16 protein-coding genes are annotated in these 16,321 nt (G+C 50.8%); 6 read left to right on the top strand and 10 right to left on the bottom strand.

What is annotated here, in order from left to right:
• Window positions 1–19: 19 nt before the first annotated feature.
• From IMCC21906_RS01775 to modA, 5 genes are all read right to left on the bottom strand, one after another.
• Entirely contained in the window at window positions 20–241 is a 222-nt protein-coding gene (locus IMCC21906_RS01775) for a DUF2970 domain-containing protein (RefSeq protein ID WP_047010728.1), read from the bottom strand.
• Window positions 242–251: 10 nt separating this feature from the next.
• The gene (locus IMCC21906_RS01770; protein WP_047010727.1) at window positions 252–2,000 is read right to left on the bottom strand and encodes a SulP family inorganic anion transporter; all 1,749 of its coding nucleotides are present in this window, start codon (window positions 1,998–2,000) and stop codon (window positions 252–254) included.
• A gap of 67 nt (window positions 2,001–2,067) precedes the next feature.
• Window positions 2,068–3,738: a bifunctional protein tyrosine phosphatase family protein/NAD(P)/FAD-dependent oxidoreductase gene (locus IMCC21906_RS01765; protein ID WP_047010726.1), complete on the bottom strand. Its 1,671-nt coding sequence runs from the start codon at window positions 3,736–3,738 to the stop codon at window positions 2,068–2,070.
• Between the two features lie 16 nt (window positions 3,739–3,754).
• Complete coding sequence (locus IMCC21906_RS01760) at window positions 3,755–4,651, bottom strand: MBL fold metallo-hydrolase (protein ID WP_047010725.1); 897 nt, start codon at window positions 4,649–4,651, stop codon at window positions 3,755–3,757.
• Between the two features lie 338 nt (window positions 4,652–4,989).
• Window positions 4,990–5,721, bottom strand: a complete 732-nt coding sequence (gene modA / locus IMCC21906_RS01755; RefSeq protein ID WP_231580301.1) for a molybdate ABC transporter substrate-binding protein — start codon at window positions 5,719–5,721, stop codon at window positions 4,990–4,992.
• A 172-nt stretch (window positions 5,722–5,893) separates the two neighbouring features.
• On the opposite strand from modA, the gene IMCC21906_RS01750 reads away from it, so the two are divergent.
• A complete protein-coding gene (locus IMCC21906_RS01750) occupies window positions 5,894–7,162 on the top strand; it encodes an alginate export family protein (protein ID WP_047010723.1) in 1,269 nt (422 codons plus the stop codon).
• Window positions 7,163–7,177: 15 nt separating this feature from the next.
• On the opposite strand, the gene IMCC21906_RS01745 is transcribed toward IMCC21906_RS01750, so the two are convergent.
• From IMCC21906_RS01745 to IMCC21906_RS01735, 3 genes are all read right to left on the bottom strand, one after another.
• The gene (locus IMCC21906_RS01745; RefSeq protein WP_047013049.1) at window positions 7,178–7,471 is read right to left on the bottom strand and encodes a metal-sensitive transcriptional regulator; all 294 of its coding nucleotides are present in this window, start codon (window positions 7,469–7,471) and stop codon (window positions 7,178–7,180) included.
• A gap of 69 nt (window positions 7,472–7,540) precedes the next feature.
• The gene (locus IMCC21906_RS01740) at window positions 7,541–8,533 is read right to left on the bottom strand and encodes a cytochrome d ubiquinol oxidase subunit II (protein ID WP_047010722.1); all 993 of its coding nucleotides are present in this window, start codon (window positions 8,531–8,533) and stop codon (window positions 7,541–7,543) included.
• A gap of 1 nt (window position 8,534) precedes the next feature.
• Window positions 8,535–9,899 carry a cytochrome ubiquinol oxidase subunit I gene (locus IMCC21906_RS01735; RefSeq protein WP_047010721.1) on the bottom strand — a complete coding sequence of 455 codons (1,365 nt, stop codon included), beginning with the start codon at window positions 9,897–9,899 and terminating at the stop codon, window positions 8,535–8,537.
• A 269-nt stretch (window positions 9,900–10,168) separates the two neighbouring features.
• Here IMCC21906_RS01735 and IMCC21906_RS01730 point away from each other — a divergent pair, with 269 nt between their 5' ends.
• The 5 genes from IMCC21906_RS01730 to IMCC21906_RS01710 all read left to right on the top strand — a co-directional run bounded on the left by IMCC21906_RS01730 (window position 10,169) and on the right by IMCC21906_RS01710 (window position 13,868).
• On the top strand, window positions 10,169–11,479 hold the full coding sequence (locus tag IMCC21906_RS01730) for a sigma-54-dependent Fis family transcriptional regulator (RefSeq protein ID WP_047010720.1): 1,311 nt from the start codon (window positions 10,169–10,171) through the stop codon (window positions 11,477–11,479).
• A gap of 45 nt (window positions 11,480–11,524) precedes the next feature.
• Complete coding sequence (locus tag IMCC21906_RS01725; RefSeq protein ID WP_231580300.1) at window positions 11,525–11,923, top strand: hypothetical protein; 399 nt, start codon at window positions 11,525–11,527, stop codon at window positions 11,921–11,923.
• Window positions 11,924–11,962: 39 nt separating this feature from the next.
• Window positions 11,963–12,739 carry a glutathione S-transferase N-terminal domain-containing protein gene (locus IMCC21906_RS01720; RefSeq protein ID WP_047010719.1) on the top strand — a complete coding sequence of 259 codons (777 nt, stop codon included), beginning with the start codon at window positions 11,963–11,965 and terminating at the stop codon, window positions 12,737–12,739.
• Between the two features lie 37 nt (window positions 12,740–12,776).
• Window positions 12,777–13,232: a DUF1499 domain-containing protein gene (locus tag IMCC21906_RS01715; protein WP_052763310.1), complete on the top strand. Its 456-nt coding sequence runs from the start codon at window positions 12,777–12,779 to the stop codon at window positions 13,230–13,232.
• A 198-nt stretch (window positions 13,233–13,430) separates the two neighbouring features.
• Complete coding sequence (locus IMCC21906_RS01710; RefSeq protein ID WP_047010718.1) at window positions 13,431–13,868, top strand: hypothetical protein; 438 nt, start codon at window positions 13,431–13,433, stop codon at window positions 13,866–13,868.
• Between the two features lie 23 nt (window positions 13,869–13,891).
• Here the strand turns inward: IMCC21906_RS01710 and IMCC21906_RS01705 are convergent, their stop codons facing one another.
• A complete protein-coding gene (locus IMCC21906_RS01705; protein WP_047010717.1) occupies window positions 13,892–14,590 on the bottom strand; it encodes a MerR family transcriptional regulator in 699 nt (232 codons plus the stop codon).
• Between the two features lie 441 nt (window positions 14,591–15,031).
• Window positions 15,032–16,306 carry a dicarboxylate/amino acid:cation symporter gene (locus tag IMCC21906_RS01700; RefSeq protein WP_047010716.1) on the bottom strand — a complete coding sequence of 425 codons (1,275 nt, stop codon included), beginning with the start codon at window positions 16,304–16,306 and terminating at the stop codon, window positions 15,032–15,034.
• Window positions 16,307–16,321 lie beyond the last annotated feature (15 nt).

Below are 16,321 nucleotides of genomic sequence, written 5' to 3'. Positions count from 1 at the left end.
GTATTGATAAAAAACCGCGTTAGGCGGTTTGGCTGAGTACCAGTCGCACTACGGAATTGACCACAATTAAAAACAGCACCACAAAAATAACGGCTGCTAATACATAGTGGCGAAACTTGGCTTCTTTGCCCCGGTGACGGCTGTTGCGCACACCAAATGCAGCAGAAATAACACTGCGTAACACCGTGAGTGGCCCTGACTTAGATTGGGACTTTGGCTGATTATCCTGATGGTCTGACACTAAAGACTCCTTAAATTTCCCAGTTCAGCGGCTGGGTTTGACGGGGTGAATCGGCCAGCTTGCTCACGGCAAGATGATGACTTAAAAACACCTCACCGCTTAATTTACTTAAAAAATGCGTGCGTTCAAGCATATCCATCACCGGCCCTTTAATTTCCGATAGATGCAGTTTTATATCGCTGTCAGTGAGGCGCATATTGATCGATTCCAACGCCTCCAGCGCACTTAAATCAATTTCATTGACGGCGGTGCACATTAGCACAACGTGTTTTACTTTTGGCTGCTGTTCCAGCAAAGCATATATGCGGTCTTCAATATAACTGGCGTTGGCAAAGTACAGGCTTTCATCTATGCGCAGCGACAGTATATCGCTATGGGTAATCACTTTGTGACGATGGATATTGCGGAAATGTTCGGTGCCGGGCACTTCGCCTATCACGGCCATATGGGGTTTTGAGGTTTTATACAGATGCAGTGCCAGCGAGGCGAATACCCCGCAGGCAACCCCGATTTCTACACCAAAAATCAGCGTTACCAATAGGGTGGTGGTGACGGCAATAAAGTCGGATTTGGCATAAGACCAGGTTTTTTTCAGTATTGAAAAATCCACCAGTGACAACACGGCGACAATAATGGTGGCCGCCAGTGTTGCCGTTGGTAAATAGGCTAAATAAGGGGTGAAAAAAATGGCGGCGAGGGCAATGCCCACGGCGGTAAAGATCCCCGCTGCCGGGGTGACGGCACCGGCATCAAAATTAACCACGGAGCGGGCAAAGCCACCAGTAACCGGATAACCGCCCGACAGGGATGACGCGATATTGGCCGCGCCCAAACCAATCAACTCTTGATCCGGTGAAATTTTTTGGCGACGTTTGGCGGCCAAGGTATGCCCCACAGAGACCGACTCAACAAAGCCGATAATCGAAATAAAAATGGCTGAGATCAGCAGATGTTTCCAGGCGGGGTTGTCCATGGCGGGAAGCTGCAATTCGGGCAGGCCAACCGGAACCTGGCCCACCAACGCGACGCCTTGATTGCCCAGCTCAAAACCGTAAGCAGCGACACTGGTCGCAATGACCCCAACCACGGGACCGGTTTTGGCCAGCATGCTGGCGCTGAATTCCGTCATGCCTAGGGTAAGCAGCAGTGCCTTGAGACCACTGCGTACCCAAAATAAAAAAACCAGTACCGGCAAGCCCACTGCCAAAGTGCTCAGGTTTGTATATTGGAGCTGAGAAAACAGACTGATTAACAATTGCAGCAGGTTTTCGCCCTGGGCATTGACGCCCAAAATATGTTTGAGCTGACTAAAGGCAATAATTATTCCCGAGGCAGTAATAAAGCCTGCAATGACAGGATGAGATAAAAAATTGGCCAAAAATCCGGCTTTTAACAGTCCCATAGCCAGCAGAAAAAATCCCGACATCAGCGCCAACAACATGGCTGCTGCCATATAGCTCACATCGCCGCTACTGGCGATTTGCCCCACCGCAGAGGCGGTCATTAACGACACCACTGCCACCGGCCCCACCGACAAAGTGCGGCTGGTGCCAAATATACCGTAGGCCACCAGTGGCAGCATGCTGGCATACAGCCCCATTTCGGCTGGCAGGCCGGCTAGCAGCGCATAGGCCAACGACTGTGGGATTAACATAATGGTGACAATGACCGCCGCGAGCCCATCGCTGATCAAAGACGCTTTATTGTATTCCTGGCCCCAGCTCAGTATGGGGAAATACCTGGCGAGTATTTTCACCATGTTATGTCCTTTAGCGTACAGGGGCTGTATAAGCAGCCTGGCTTGTGAGTGGGTTTTGTCGGCGCCATCAAGCGTCCTCAATAACCGGTTTCACCAGCCATTCTTTGCCGCGTAGCATCGCCTTCCAGTAAATGGGTGGCAGCATTGATTCTTTCAGAAGCCAGGCCAGCCGGGTGGGTTTGGTGCCATCAAGCAACCAGCGAGGCATGCTGGGGAGCAGTTTGCCGCCGTAACCAAATTCAGCCAGCACGATTTTGCCGCGCTCGACCGTGAGCGGACAAGAACCGTAACCATCATAGTGGGCAATGCCTTTGGACATTCCCATATCGGCCAACACATTGTGGGCGACTATCGGCGCTTGTTTGCGTGCCGCAGCGGCAGTTTTGGCATTGGGAGCATTCATGACATCGCCCAGCGACCAAATGTTGTCATAGTGCAGATGCCGCAGGGTGTGCTGGTCGACATCGACCCAGCCTGCGGCATCTGCCAATGGACTGACACGAATAAAATCAGGTGCTGCTTGGGGTGGGCATACATGAATCATATCGAATTCACGGCAGACTAATTCTGGTTCGGCATTATCTTTTGCAACTTCAAACCAGGCGGTTTTGGTCTCGCCGTCAATTTTGACCAGCTTATGACTGAAATTAAGTTGGGCCTGATATTTTTCAACATATTTCATTAAAGCAGGCACATAATCGGCCACCCCAAACAGCACTGGCCCCGCGTTATAAAAAGCCAGATTGATATTGTTCAAGCGATGATTGCGATACCAATAATCCGCAGAGAGGTACATGGCTTTTTGTGGCGCGCCAGCACATTTAATGGGCATCGGGGGTTGGGTAAACAGCGCCCGTCCTTCCCGCAGGTTTTGCACAAGCTCCCATGTGTATGGCGCTAGATCAAAGCGATAGTTGGAGGTAACACCGTTGCGTCCCAAGGTCTCTGGCAGCCCTTCAATACCGGCCCAATCCAGCTTTAAACCCGGCGCAACAACAAGCCGTTTGTAGCTTATTAAACGGCAACCTTCTAAAACAACACTGTTTCGGTCAGGGTCAAAGGCGGCAACGCCCGCTTTAATCCATTCGACATTTTTGGGGATCAACGACGCCATGGTTTTGGCGGTTTGGCTGGGGCTGAAAATGCCCGCGCCGACAAAGGTCCAGCCGGGCTGGTAATAGTGAACATCTGCCGGATCGATAATGGCGACAGAGATATTGTGTTGGCGAGCCAAAATACTGGATGCGGTAGCGATGCCAGCTGCGCCACCACCCACAATGACTACATCAAAACTCCCCAAAACATGGTTGCCAAAGTTGTTGCCATGGCTGGCGATGCGGGTGGCCAGGCCGTGGATGTCGTAACCCGCCTGTTTGGCCATATTGCTGATTTCACTTAACGGTCGCTGTTGACTTTGGCTCAGCGCCCATAGAGTGGTAGAGCGCATACCACTGCGGCAATAGGCGTGAATCGGACCAGGGTTGGTGGCCAGTAATGTGCCAAAATGGGCTGCCTCGTCGTCTTGGACCTGGCCAGACTGAACGGGCAGGTAGTGGCAGCTCATATGGTGTTCAGCGGCGACCCGGGCAATGTCTTCAAAGCCTATTTGATCTACAGCCTCTCCGTCGGGGCGGTTACAGATCAGGGTTTTCACTCCCAGCTTGGCAAGAGCTGCAACATCATCTGCATTGACTTGTCCAGATACACTTAGTTGCGCATCGAGGGTTTTGTATTGCATGGCCTTGTCTCCCCGGCTAAAGTTGGTTGATGGGCAGTTTTAAATACACCACCCCGTTGGTATCACTGGCGGGGAGGTGACCGGCGCGCATATTGACCTGTAGCGAGGGCAGAATCAGCCGGGGCATGCCCAGTGAGGCATCCCGCGCTTCGCGCATTTCAACAAACTGGGTTTCACTGACACCGTCATGAACGTGGATATTAGAAGCGCGTTGCTCGGCAATGGTGGTTTCAAAGGCCACTTCGCGATTATTGGGCATATAGTCGTGGCACATAAACAGCCGGGTTTCGCCGGGCAAGGACAGTAAACGGCGAATGGATTGAAAAAGTGTGGTTGCATCGCCACCGGGGAAATCGGCTCTGGCGGTGCCGCCGTCAGGCATAAATAAGGTGTCGCCGACAAAGCAGGCATCACCCATAACATGGCTCATGCATGCGGGGGTATGGCCGGGGGTGTGCAGCGCATGACAAACCAACTGCCCCACATGATATTGGTCACCATCGTTGAACAAGGCGTCAAACTGGGAACCGTCTCTGGCAAAGTCAGTGTCTTCATTAAAGATTTTGCCGAAGGTGTTTTGTACCGTCACAATATCCGCGCCAATGCCGATTTTGCCGCCTAATTTTTCTTGGATATAAGGCGCGGCAGAAAGATGGTCGGCATGGACATGGGTTTCAATAATCCATTGCAGTTCGAGCTGTTGGCCTTGGATGTAGTCAATAATTTTGTCGGCCCCGTCCAGGCTTAGACGGCCAGCGGCGTAGTCGATCTCCATAACCGAATCCACCACCGCACAGGCCTTGGACGCAGGATCTTTTACAACATAGGAAAACGTATTGCTTGGCGCATCAAAAAACGGGACTACCTCGGGCTGTTGGCTGAGGTCGGGGGTGAAGGGAATGGCGCTGTTCATGCGGTCCTCCTGATGGCGAATAGCGACCTTTATCGCAATGCCATATACAAAAAAAGAATATATTAATTCCTTTATGATATATCACAAAGTGTGCCAGCTTGCCGGGCTATTTGTGGGAGCAGTGTAGTTGCTTGTTTTTACTGGGTTTTATGTTTTTAAAAAGCTGTCTTAGGCTAAGAATTTTTGTTCTTACAGCAAGATTTTCGTCAAATCTGTCAACATTATTGCCACTACTGTCAATAATGCGGATAAGGCCGCCAGTGCTGCCGATAAAAATCGGTGAGCAGGGGCTGAAATAATTCTGTTTATTCAAGGCGGGTTTGTAGGGTATGGATGCCTTACTCGGTTTGATAACCGTAAGAATGAATAATCTCTCGGGCTTTATCGCTGCGTAAATACATCAACAAGGTTTTGGCAGCGGCACTGTGTTGCGCCGATTTTAATAGTACGGCATCTTGCCGAATGGGGTTATAGAGGTGGTGAGGAATCAGCCAGCTCGATCCAGTGCTAACATGGCCCTTGTCCATGATTTGGGATAGCGCCACAAAGCCCAGTTCGGCATTCCCTGACGCCACAAACTGATAGGTTTGGGCGATGTTTTCCCCCTGAACCCATTTTGTTTGGGTGCTACTTTTTAAGTTCAGCTTTTCCAGCACCTCAAGTGCGGCAACCCCATAGGGGGCTAGTTTGGGGTTTGCCAACGCCAGTTTGTCAAAACGGCCCTGTTTTAAAGGGCGGTATTCTTTATCGATAAAATCCACTTTTGCCGACCACAGCGCCAGTGCGCCAATAGCATAAGTAAAGCGACTGCCTGGGACGGTCAACCCGTCTTCTTCAAGGGCTTTGGGTTTGCTCTGGTCCGCTGACAGAAACAGCTGAAAAGGCGCGTGGTGCTGAATTTGAGCATATATTTTGCCCGATGAGCCATAGGACACAATGACCTTGTGGCCGGTGTCTTCTTCAAACGCGGTGACAATCGACTTCATCGCCGCAGTAAAATTAGAGGCGACGGCAATATGAATATTTTCGGCGCTTGCCGTGATGCTCAGTAAATAACTGAGTAAAATCACCGGCAGTTTTTTTAGACTGTTAATCGTAGATTCCTCGCCGCTTAGGTCACGTCTGCGTAGACATAATTCATGACATAACCCTGTTGCGCAAGCCTTTTTCTGTTATGCAGAGCATTGGATAACCTGCTGAAATGCGCAAAAAATCAGGATATACATTTACGGAGTATTTTTTATGGCTGTGGCACGGGCCCTGTTTTTTTTACCGCTATTGTTGATGTTTTCTTCGCTTATCATGGCCGAGACCAATCCGGTTTGGCGTATTGATGGCAGTTATAAGCTGCGTTATGAAACCTTGGATAATGCGTATCGTGCCAATACCCGCGGCGGCGACCAGATTTTGGTGTCACAGCTGCTGGCCAGCGTCAAAGCCAACGGTGAACATGTATTTGGCGAGCTGGAAATACAGGATGCCCGCTCCTGGCTGGATGATAATGGCACGCCGTTGGGCACAGATGACGTCAACACCCTTGAACCTTTGCAGGCGTGGCTTGGTTGGCGACAAGAGGCGTTTGTTGCCAAGGTCGGCCGCTTAAATTTTGATATTGGCAGCCGTCGGTTAATGGCTCGGCAACGGTTTCGTAACACCATCAATGCCTTCGACGGGGTTTACGGTAGTTACCAACAGGAGCAGTGGCAGTGGCAGGCATTTTATTTAAAGCCTGTTGAGCCCCGTCCAGCCGAACGGGAAGATTTAGACGACAATCAAATCAAACTCGACAAGCAGGGCGACGACCGTTTTTGGGGGCTGCATGTCAGCCGCAGTGAGATAACGGATCTAGAGCTGTATTACTACGGTCTGGATGAAGACGATAATGGCGCTGAAATCAGCACCGTGGGGTTTAGAAACCTAAAACCCGCTATTCCCTTGCAATGGCATTACGAAGTGGAGGCAGCCTACCAGTTTGGTGAAACCGGCAATTTGGATGTGAGTGCGGCTATGCTGCACGCTGCCGTTGGTTATCAATTTGATGATCCGCTGTCGTCGCGGATTGAGTTGATGGCGGATTATGCCAGCGGTGATGATGATCCTAACGATGACGAATCCAATCAATTTAACGCCCTGTTTGGCGTGACCCGTTTTGATTTTGGCCCCACTGCAATTTATGGTGCTTTTGCCCGGGCTAATATCCTGTCGCCGGGGGTGAAGTGGGATTTCAAACCCAGCAGTAATAGCGCGGCCTATCTCGCTTATCGCGCGATTTGGTTGGACTCGGCCAAGGCGGCTCAGGCTCGGTCTGGTTTGCGGGATACTGCTGGGGATAGTGGCCGCTTTGCCGGAAATCAATTAGAAGTCCGCTGGCAGTGGGCTCTGTCAGCCCAGTTGCAGCTTGAGCTAGGGGGCGCGTATTTATTAAAAGGAGAGTTTCTTGAGGATGCGCCCAATGCGCCAGATACTGGCGACACCAGCTACGTATATAGTCAGATCAGCTATCAATTGTAAGCGTGAAGCGCTGCCCTAACCATATTTGGTGAGTAGGGCAGTAATATGTTGAATTTGCTCATCCCGTTTTGCCGAGGATTGCATTGCGGGGTCTTCGCCGTCGGCTTTGGCGAGCTCTTGCTGCATGGCGCAGGCCATGGTTTCAAAGAAGGTTTTATCCAATGCTTTGCGGGCGGCGGAAAGTTGCTGGGCGACGCGCTCACAATCCTGCTCTTCTTCCATCATTTTTTGAATGCCGCGAAGCTGGCCCTCTACTCGACGGAGTCGTGAAATAAGGCCTTTGCGTTTTTTGTCCCAGTCTGTAGTCATGCGATCGCTATCAAAATTACCTTGGCAGGGAGCAGTATACACCGCCAGCGGCTGTCAGTGCGGCGTCGCTTATTCGTAAGACAACTCGGTGGCTTTACCGTGAAAGATCCGATACACAAAGAAGGTATAAATCAAAATCATCGGTACCGTGATAAGCACCCCGACCAACGTGAAGCTCAGCGACTTAACGGATGCAGCGGCCTCCCAAATGCTCATCTGCCCTAAAAGAATATCGGGAAATAAACTGTAGGCTAAACCGAGAGTGGCTGTGAGACAAATGGTGACGGTGGCGGCAAACATCAGCCAGCCTCGGCCCCGGTAAATCCAGTTATCGTTTTTTAACAGCAGCAAGATACCGCCGTAACAAAGCGCGGTGAGAATCGGAATTGGCGCCAGTAATATAGCGTTAGGAAGACTAAACCACTTGCCAGCGATGTGGCTGCTAACAATGGGGGTGGCGATGGAGACCAGCAATAAGCCCAGCCCCATCGGCCAAATAGCACTTCTGGCCCAGTGAATACTTTTTGTGAGCAGGGCGCCCTCGGTTTTCATCATCAGCCAGCCGCAGGCCAGTATTAAGTACAGCGCAGGTAGTGTCAGGGCAATCAAGGCCGAGAACAACAAACTGAGTGCATCACCTTGCAGGCCGCTGACAAATGCGCCCAGCATCCAACCTTGGGCTACCGATGCGGTGAGCGAGCCTATAAAAAAGGCTTTGTTCCAGAGGGCTTTATGTTGATCCCCCGCTTTCACTCTTAAATCAAACGCCACGCCTCGCAGTATCAGCCCCATCAGCATAATCGTGACCGGGATATATAACTTGCTGAGAATAATGCCGTGGGCCATGGGAAAGGCAATGAGCAAAACGCCGACACCCAACACAATCCAGGTTTCGTTGGCGTCCCAAAAAGGGCCAATAGAGGCAATCATGGTGTCTTTTTCTGAGGCATTCGCCCATGGCAGCAACATGCCCACGCCCAGGTCAAAGCCATCCAGAATGACGTAAATCAGCAGGGCAAGTCCCATAATGCCAACGTAGATAATAGGTAGATAATATTCCATGTCAGGCCTCTCCAGAGACGTGGTTGGCAGGGTCTTGTTTACGATTGGCCGGCCCCATAATTAAAGAGGCTGCAGGCTTTTTAGACAGATGACGCAAGGCGCCGATATAGGATGCCAGCAAGAACAGGTACAGCAGAATATAGCCGGTTAAAGAGCCCGCAACGGTAGCGCCACTGTGATCAGCAACTACGTCCTTTACTGCCAGTACACCGTTGACGATCCAGGGTTGGCGACCGATTTCAGTGACATACCAGCCTGCCAGAACCGCGATCCAGCCAGAGAAGGTCATGGCTGATAGTGTGGTAAGAAACACACGCCTTGGTGAGCGCTTACTTCGGATTTCAATTATGCCCCACCAGGAAACAAGCAGCATGAGCCCACCCATAGCAAGCATTACTCTAAAGGACCAGAACACCATGGCGACAGGGGGATGCTGATCTTTAAAGTCGTTCAAACCTTTGACCTCACCGTTAACGTTGTGGGTTAGGATCAGGCTGGCCGCGTAGGGCACTTCAAGGGCATATTTGTTGCTGCGGCTTTGTTCATCGGGGAGCGCAAATACCGTAAAAGGGGCGCTTTCTTGGGTATCCCAGATCGCCTCCATTGCCGCTACTTTTGCGGGTTGGTGCTTTAGCGTATTGAGGCCGTGAAGATCACCAATAAAGATCTGCAGCGGCGCCAATATTGCGGCCAAAATCACCCCGGTTTTTAAGACTTTCCAGGTAGCAGGGCCGTCGACATTTTTCAGCGTTCGCCATGCACTCACCCCGGCAATTAAAAACGCACTGGTGAGTAAAGAAGCGGTCAGCATGTGAAAAAATCGATAGGGAAACGAAGGATTAAAGATCACGTCTATCCAGCTTTCTACCATTACCACGCCGTTCTCCAAGCGGTAACCTGTAGGCGTGTGCATCCAGGAATTTAAACTCAGAATCCAGAAGGCAGATAAGGTGGTGCCAAAAGCCACCAAAAAGGTGCTGGTTAAGTGTAGGCGGTTGGATACTCGGTTTTTGCCAAACAGCATAATGCCGAGAAAGGAAGCTTCTAGAAAAAAGGCGGTCAGTACCTCGTAGCCCAGCAGTGGTCCAGCGACATTACCGGCTTTTTCCATAAACCCCGGCCAATTGGTGCCAAACTGAAAGCTCATGGTGATGCCAGATACCACACCCATCGCGAAGGTGAGGGCAAAGATTTTTACCCAGAAGAAATAGGCGAACTCCCAGGCTTTGTCACCGGTTTGGCTGTAGCGCAAACGAAAGAACAGCAACAGCCAGGCAAGGCCAATGGAAATGGCCGGAAACAAAATATGAAAGCTGATATTGGCGGCAAACTGAATCCGTGCCAGTACAAAGGGGTCGAGGTCCATAGCGTTCGTCCTATAAAGCACGATTAGCACAATGCATTGTGCGGCCTGTGACGGATTGGCTGAACCGGTCTTGCCAGGTTCGTCACGCATGAGCTGGGTGTTAAGTGCAAACTTTATGCCAGCGGTATTTTTTAAGGTAAAAAACTATAAGACATTGAAATATAAATAGTTATTTCAATGTCTAGAACTTGTGTCAATTGTGGGGCTATCAATTCCCCTTGAGGTGTTGCCATAATCGACAGAGTAAATGACAAATATGGCAAAACGCGATGCGACAAATTGTCCCAGACTTAGATGTAAGTTCATTATTGGAGAGTGTGGCCTATCCCGCCATCTTGCTATCGGACGAATATGAGATTCTGGCTTGGAACCAAAAGTACTTAGACAGTTTTGGTGAGTTGAGCGAAGGCCAAAACTGTTATCAGGTTTCTCATGGTTATGATCGTCCCTGTGATCAGGCGGGTGAAAGCTGCCCGCTCCAAGCCTGCCGGGAGTCAAAAGCCAAAGAGCGGGTGCTGCATATTCACAATACCCCAAGGGGGCGGGAGCACATTGATGTAGAAATGCTGCCGTTAAAAAACCGCAGTGGCCAACCCAGTTATTTTATAGAAATCCTTAAGCCGGTCACGATTGCCAGCGCAGAAACTAATGGCGAGCAAATGGTGGGTCGCAGCCCAGCGTTCAATGACATGCTGGAGTTGATTCAGTTAGTGGCACCACGAAAAACCTCGGTGCTACTGTTAGGTGAATCTGGCACGGGTAAAGAATTGGCCGCCAAGGCTATTCACGATGCCAGCCCAAACGCCAATCAAAGCATGATTACCGTGGAGTGTGCAGGGCTGACCGAAACCTTGTTTGAAAGTGAATTATTTGGCCATGTAAAAGGGGCCTTCACTGGGGCCAGCCAAAACAAACCCGGACTGCTGGAGGCGGCCGGGGGTGGCACCTTATTTTTGGATGAAATTGGCGACGTTCCCATGGGTATGCAGGTAAAACTGCTCCGCCTTTTGGAGACCGGCACCTATCGCGCGGTGGGAAGCACCCAGCTAAAACGGGCAGACTTTCGGCTGGTCAGCGCGACCAATAAAGACTTACCGGCAATGATTGCCCGGGGAGAGTTTCGCGAAGATCTGTACTACCGTATTAATGCGTTTCCTATCGTGTTGCCGCCCTTGCGCGATCGGTCGGGTGATATGGCGCTGCTCAGTCAATCGCTGCTCGACAAACTAGCAGGCAAAGCAAGCTACCGGCTGACGAAAGAAGCGGTCATGCGCCTGGAGTCAGAGCACTTTCCGGGCAATATTCGCGAGCTGCGAAATGTTCTGGAGCGGGGAATGATCTTTGCGCGATCTAATATCTTGGATTTGTCCGTACTGGAACGCAGTTTGAAAAACCATGCCTCCCTTGGTGATATTGCTAAAAATGAAGGTGATGAGCTTTCTACGTGGACAGATTTAAAAACCCAACAACGCCGCTATTTACATCGTCTTTTGCAACATTGTCATGGCGATAAACAGATGGCAGCGGATATCGCGGGGATTAGCGCCCGGTCACTATATCGCAAGCTTGAGGGGGAATAGCATCCCGTTCAGGGACTGCCAAGTTTGCAGGAAAGCGCCGTAAAAATGCGCTTTCTGTTTTACTTTTTAAAACAGATTGTTGAGTGTATGAAAAAAACGGACAAAAAATATGACAAGGCTATCCGTGAAGCACTAAGCGATGCCTGCAATATTGCCTTAGAAGAGGTGCCAGGCTTTAGCTGGTTAACACATCAGCTAAACTATAGCCGTTTCCCCCAGTCTCTTGTTGTAACAGCTGTGTTTGACACCGAGGCAGCATTATCGGCCGCCATTCGGGGTCAACAAGACGACTATTTACGTAGCGTCATAAAGCAGCACTTAGCATCGGTGGGTATTGTGATGCGTCATGCTAAAAGAACGATTCATTTTGATAGTGAAGAAGCCTGCCAACAAGCGCATTCTGGCAATTGGCAGCGGCGGTTGAGTGCCAAACAGGCACATTGAGCGCGTATCTTATACAACACACAGAGCGTCGGGGTTTTTATGGCCTTAATTGACTTAAGTAATTCCTTATTGGCGAGCAGTGTTGCCGCTTGGCGGGGAACGGCGGCATTTCATGCAGGTGCTGCCCCGCGCCCAGAACAACTGCTGGTCCTGTATGAATATGAGGGCAGCCCCTATTGTCGATTAGTGCGTGAAGTGCTGAGCGAACTGGATTTGGACGCCATGATTTATCCCTGCCCACGGGGCGGAAGCCGCTATCGGCCAGAAGCGACCGCATTGAGTGGCATCAGCCAGTTTCCGTTTTTGATTGATCCGAATACTGGCGATGAAATTCTGGAATCCGCTGAGATTATTGATCATCTCTATCAGCACTACTCCGCGAGGGGGCGTCGCCGGGCCCCACGGGGGGTAAAACGCGGTTTGCAATTATCGGGTTCTGTGGCGGCGACGTTATTGCGAAGCAGTATTGGTAAGGGCGGGTATAAGGCCAAGCCTTCCCAGTTGCCGGCACAACCACTGGAGCTGTTTAGCTTTGAATCCAGCCCCTACTCTCGCCCTGTTCGTGAACTGCTATGTGAGTTGGAAATTCCTTATATTTTACGCAACTTTGCCAAATCGCGCTGGCAGGAAATGGGGCCGCCGAGTGTGCGAAATCAGTGGTTTTCAGATGCGCCGATTACCAGCGTTAATCGCATCCGTTTACGAGACTTAACGGGCCGCTCGCAAGTGCCTTATCTGATTGATTCCAACACGGGTATTGGCATGTTTGAGTCTCAGGATATTATTCGTTATTTGAAAGAGACCTATGCTTTGTGAGTATGGGAATTCGTCACCAGACAGTCAGGAAATAACGATGATGGTAAGACGCATTTTAATATTGCCAGTGTTGGCGTTGTTGCTAATGTTAAGCGCCTGCTCGACGGTGGGTAAGCGAGACGATCTCTGGTCAAAGACAGGCATTTTTCCTTCTTGCCCGCCCCGGCCGAGTTGCGTTTCTTCTAAAGCAAGGGATGAGGAGTATCACATTCCAGCGCTGAAATATGGTGGTGATGTTGCAGCGGCGAAAGCCCGCCTGAAAGCCCTGCTTCTGGCCCAGCCGCGAACGCAAATTGTTGAAGAAACACCACGCTATATTCATGCGGTGGTGGTGAGTGCCATTATGCGTTATCACGACGATGTTGAGTTTTTGATCGAGCCCAATGGTGAGATACAGCAGCGGTCATTGTCTCGGATTGGCTATTATGATTTTGCTGTGAATCGTGAACGACTGGAAACCCTGCGCCGGGAGTTCTCCCAAGCAGTGCAATAGCATAATAGCCTCGACTCTCCGTTGAGGGGATTTTCCCACTGGCTAAGCAAGGATTGAATCTTATTTTCAGGCATTGTAGAGTTTAGCGAGGGTGTGATGGGCGCCCGCCTCGCAAAAGTGTTAACACCATCCATTTCTATATCACCGCGTATCTCTCTGGCCAAAAGCGAGCAGGCCAACATATTGAGGCGATATGCTATGACTTCTGCACATACTTCTTCTGACGCTGCTGAGGCAGTGATTAGCGCTCTTCTTTGGCAAGCAAAACGACTTCATCGAGGGGCGTGCTCGGATGCTAAAGTTACTGCGCTGCCGATATTGCGTCGTTTGCTTGCTAGTCAGGTAATTCGAGATGTGTCTTTGCCTGCGTTATTTAAACAACGGGCAATGATTCAGCGTAAACACTTGTTACATATGCTGGCGATGGAGGCTGGTGAAGCGAACTGGCAAGACTATCGCCGTCTCTTGGTGGCGGGCAAAGGCCATAGTGTTATCGATACAGATAAACATTTGAGAGACGCAGGCTATCCCAATCTTTGGTTTTCGAGTTTTGACCAGGCACAACGCCATGCAGAACAACATGGCGGACGAGCTGTTGCGGTGTCCACCCAGGGCGTGGTGTTAGTGGAAGGCTGAGCCTGACACCGCCAAAGATGTTGTTATGACTGGGGGCTGTCTATTCGTCCGAAGGCGGCGATGGTCGCCTTCATCCTCAATAGCGTAAACAGGTCGAGCATCACTTTGGCACCGGCTTGAGCCATGGTGGCTTTTTTCTCGGTGGGATAATCGGCTGGTACATGGCTTAAGAAAATATCGACTTCGGCGTTGGCGAGCTTTTCGGCGGACTCAACGTGGGCGGATACGATATCGGGACCGAAACCGTCTTCCTCTGTGTAACCAGCGGCACGCATATCGCCCCAGCAACCGATAATTTGGGCGTCGACATGGCTGAGGTGGAGTTCGCCATTGCGTTCGATAAGCTCGATTGCCCCGACTTGTTGGAGAATGGGGGCGTCTTGTTCTGCCAGCGGGTTGCGGGATGTAATTGAGCTAAGCGGCACCAATTGCAGGTCAACGCCGGCGTGGGCAGCGAACAGCTCATCAAGGTGCGTAAACACCGCCGCTCGTGTGGTTTTGTTGTTGGTGTTCCCCGCTAGAAATTGCTTAATTTCTTCTATGCTAAGACGGCCTTCGGATTGCAGCTGGCGGATGGATAAAATCGCGTTAACGTGATTTTCATTATAAATAGCGACATTGCGCTTTGGCCGCTCGGGATCGGGCAGCATGCCATTTTTAAAATAAAACTGAATCATTTGTCGGCTGACGCCGGTGCGTGTTTCCAGTTCGCGCATTTTCATCAAAGGTATTCCGTCTTGCCGATATCGAGGCTGTCATTGGAACAGCGAGATTAGTAAATAATAGTGTATGCCTAGCAGGCTGTTGATTTTCTATCTGCGTTGCCACTGCGGCGTTAAAAACAGGCTCAAAATGCTCATTTACTACGTGTAAACTCCGCTTTTTCGCCTGTTTTTGCCTTGCATTGGCCACCTCGAAAACGAAAATCAACAGCCTGCTAGGTGAGGGCAGCCCTGCAGTGTAGCATCTACGACCACAGAAATTTGGCGTACTACTATAGCAAATATGCTAAGGCAGCGTTATTGATAAGCGTTAAATACTATAAGAGAGGTCGGCAGAGGTTGTGGCCGAAAGGAGCTCGAGTACGGATTGAGAACAAAACTGCGCAAAATTACGGGCCGGGGAAGCTGATAAAGCCTCCCCGGCGTAGTGAATAGGTGTGTCTATTTCGTTACGGCAATATGGGTTTCTTCGCCTTCGCTACGGGCGATCACCACGGCGGCACAGGAGTCACTGAAGACGTTGACGGCGGTGCGGATCATATCCAGAATTCGGTCGGTGACGAGCAATAAGCCGATGCCCTCCAGTGGCAGACCAATCGCACCTAGAATGACTGAGATGGCAACCAGACTGGCAGCGGGGATACCGGCGACACCAATGGATGTGAGCAGGGCAATCATCACCACCATAAACTGCTGACCCAGGCTCAGATCCAGACCATAGACCTGAGCGATAAACATGGCGGCAACACATTCATACAATGCAGTGCCATCCATATTGACAGTGGCGCCTAAGGGCAACACAAAACCACTGGTGCGTTTGGATACCCCAGATTTTTCTTGAATACACTCCATGGTTAGCGGCAGCGTGGCGGAGCTGGATGCGGTAGAGAATGCCGTTAGCATGGCGGGAGCCATGGCGGAATAATGCTTGTGGGGCTGCACTCTGCCCACATAGCGCAATACCAATGGCAAGGCGACAAAGGCGTGGAGCATCAGCGCGAGTAAGGCGGTAACAAAGAAGAGCATCATGGGTTTAAAGGCGGCAAAACCGGTATTGGTGACGGTTTCTGCCACCAGACCAAATACCCCAAGCGGCGCAAATCGCATGACCCACATAGTGATGTCGGTCATGATATCCATGACCCCTTGAAAGAAGTCGCCGACCAATTTGGTCGCTTTGCTGTCGCTCTTGGCCAAAAAGATACCAAACAACAAACTGAAAAAAATCAGCCCCAGCATTTGCCCTTCAGCGGCTGCCGCGACCACATTGGTAGGCACCATCCGAATAAAGACTTGAATCACATCGCTAGCATCGCGACCAGCGACTTTGTCCATTGTGTCGTTGAGTACGGCGTCGTCGGGGCGCATGCTTTCGGCCAGAGCCTGGTTGTCGCCGGTGCCGGGACCAATCAGGTTCACTACGGTTAAGCCAATCAGTATGGCGAGCAAGCTACTGCAAGCGTAAAACAACAGAGTTTTGCCGCCAAGACGTTCAAGACCCGGGCCACCCAGCCCTGCCATGCCACTGATAATAGAGGACATTACCAAGGGCACAATCAGCATTTTCAGAGCATTGAGGAACAGAGTGCCCACAAAGTCGTAGCTGCCCAAAATAGATACGCCAAGCAGGCTGCTGTCTGCGCTGGTAATGCTACCAAGGAGCACCGCCAGACCAATGGCGATGGCAATTTGCCAGTGCAGGGCGAGTTTGGGCATAGGGGCGGACTCCGA

Source organism: Spongiibacter sp. IMCC21906 (assembly GCF_001010805.1).
In the GTDB taxonomy this organism is placed as follows: Bacteria; Pseudomonadota; Gammaproteobacteria; order Pseudomonadales; family Spongiibacteraceae; genus Spongiibacter.
This window is presented reverse-complemented; position numbering and strand designations above follow the sequence as displayed.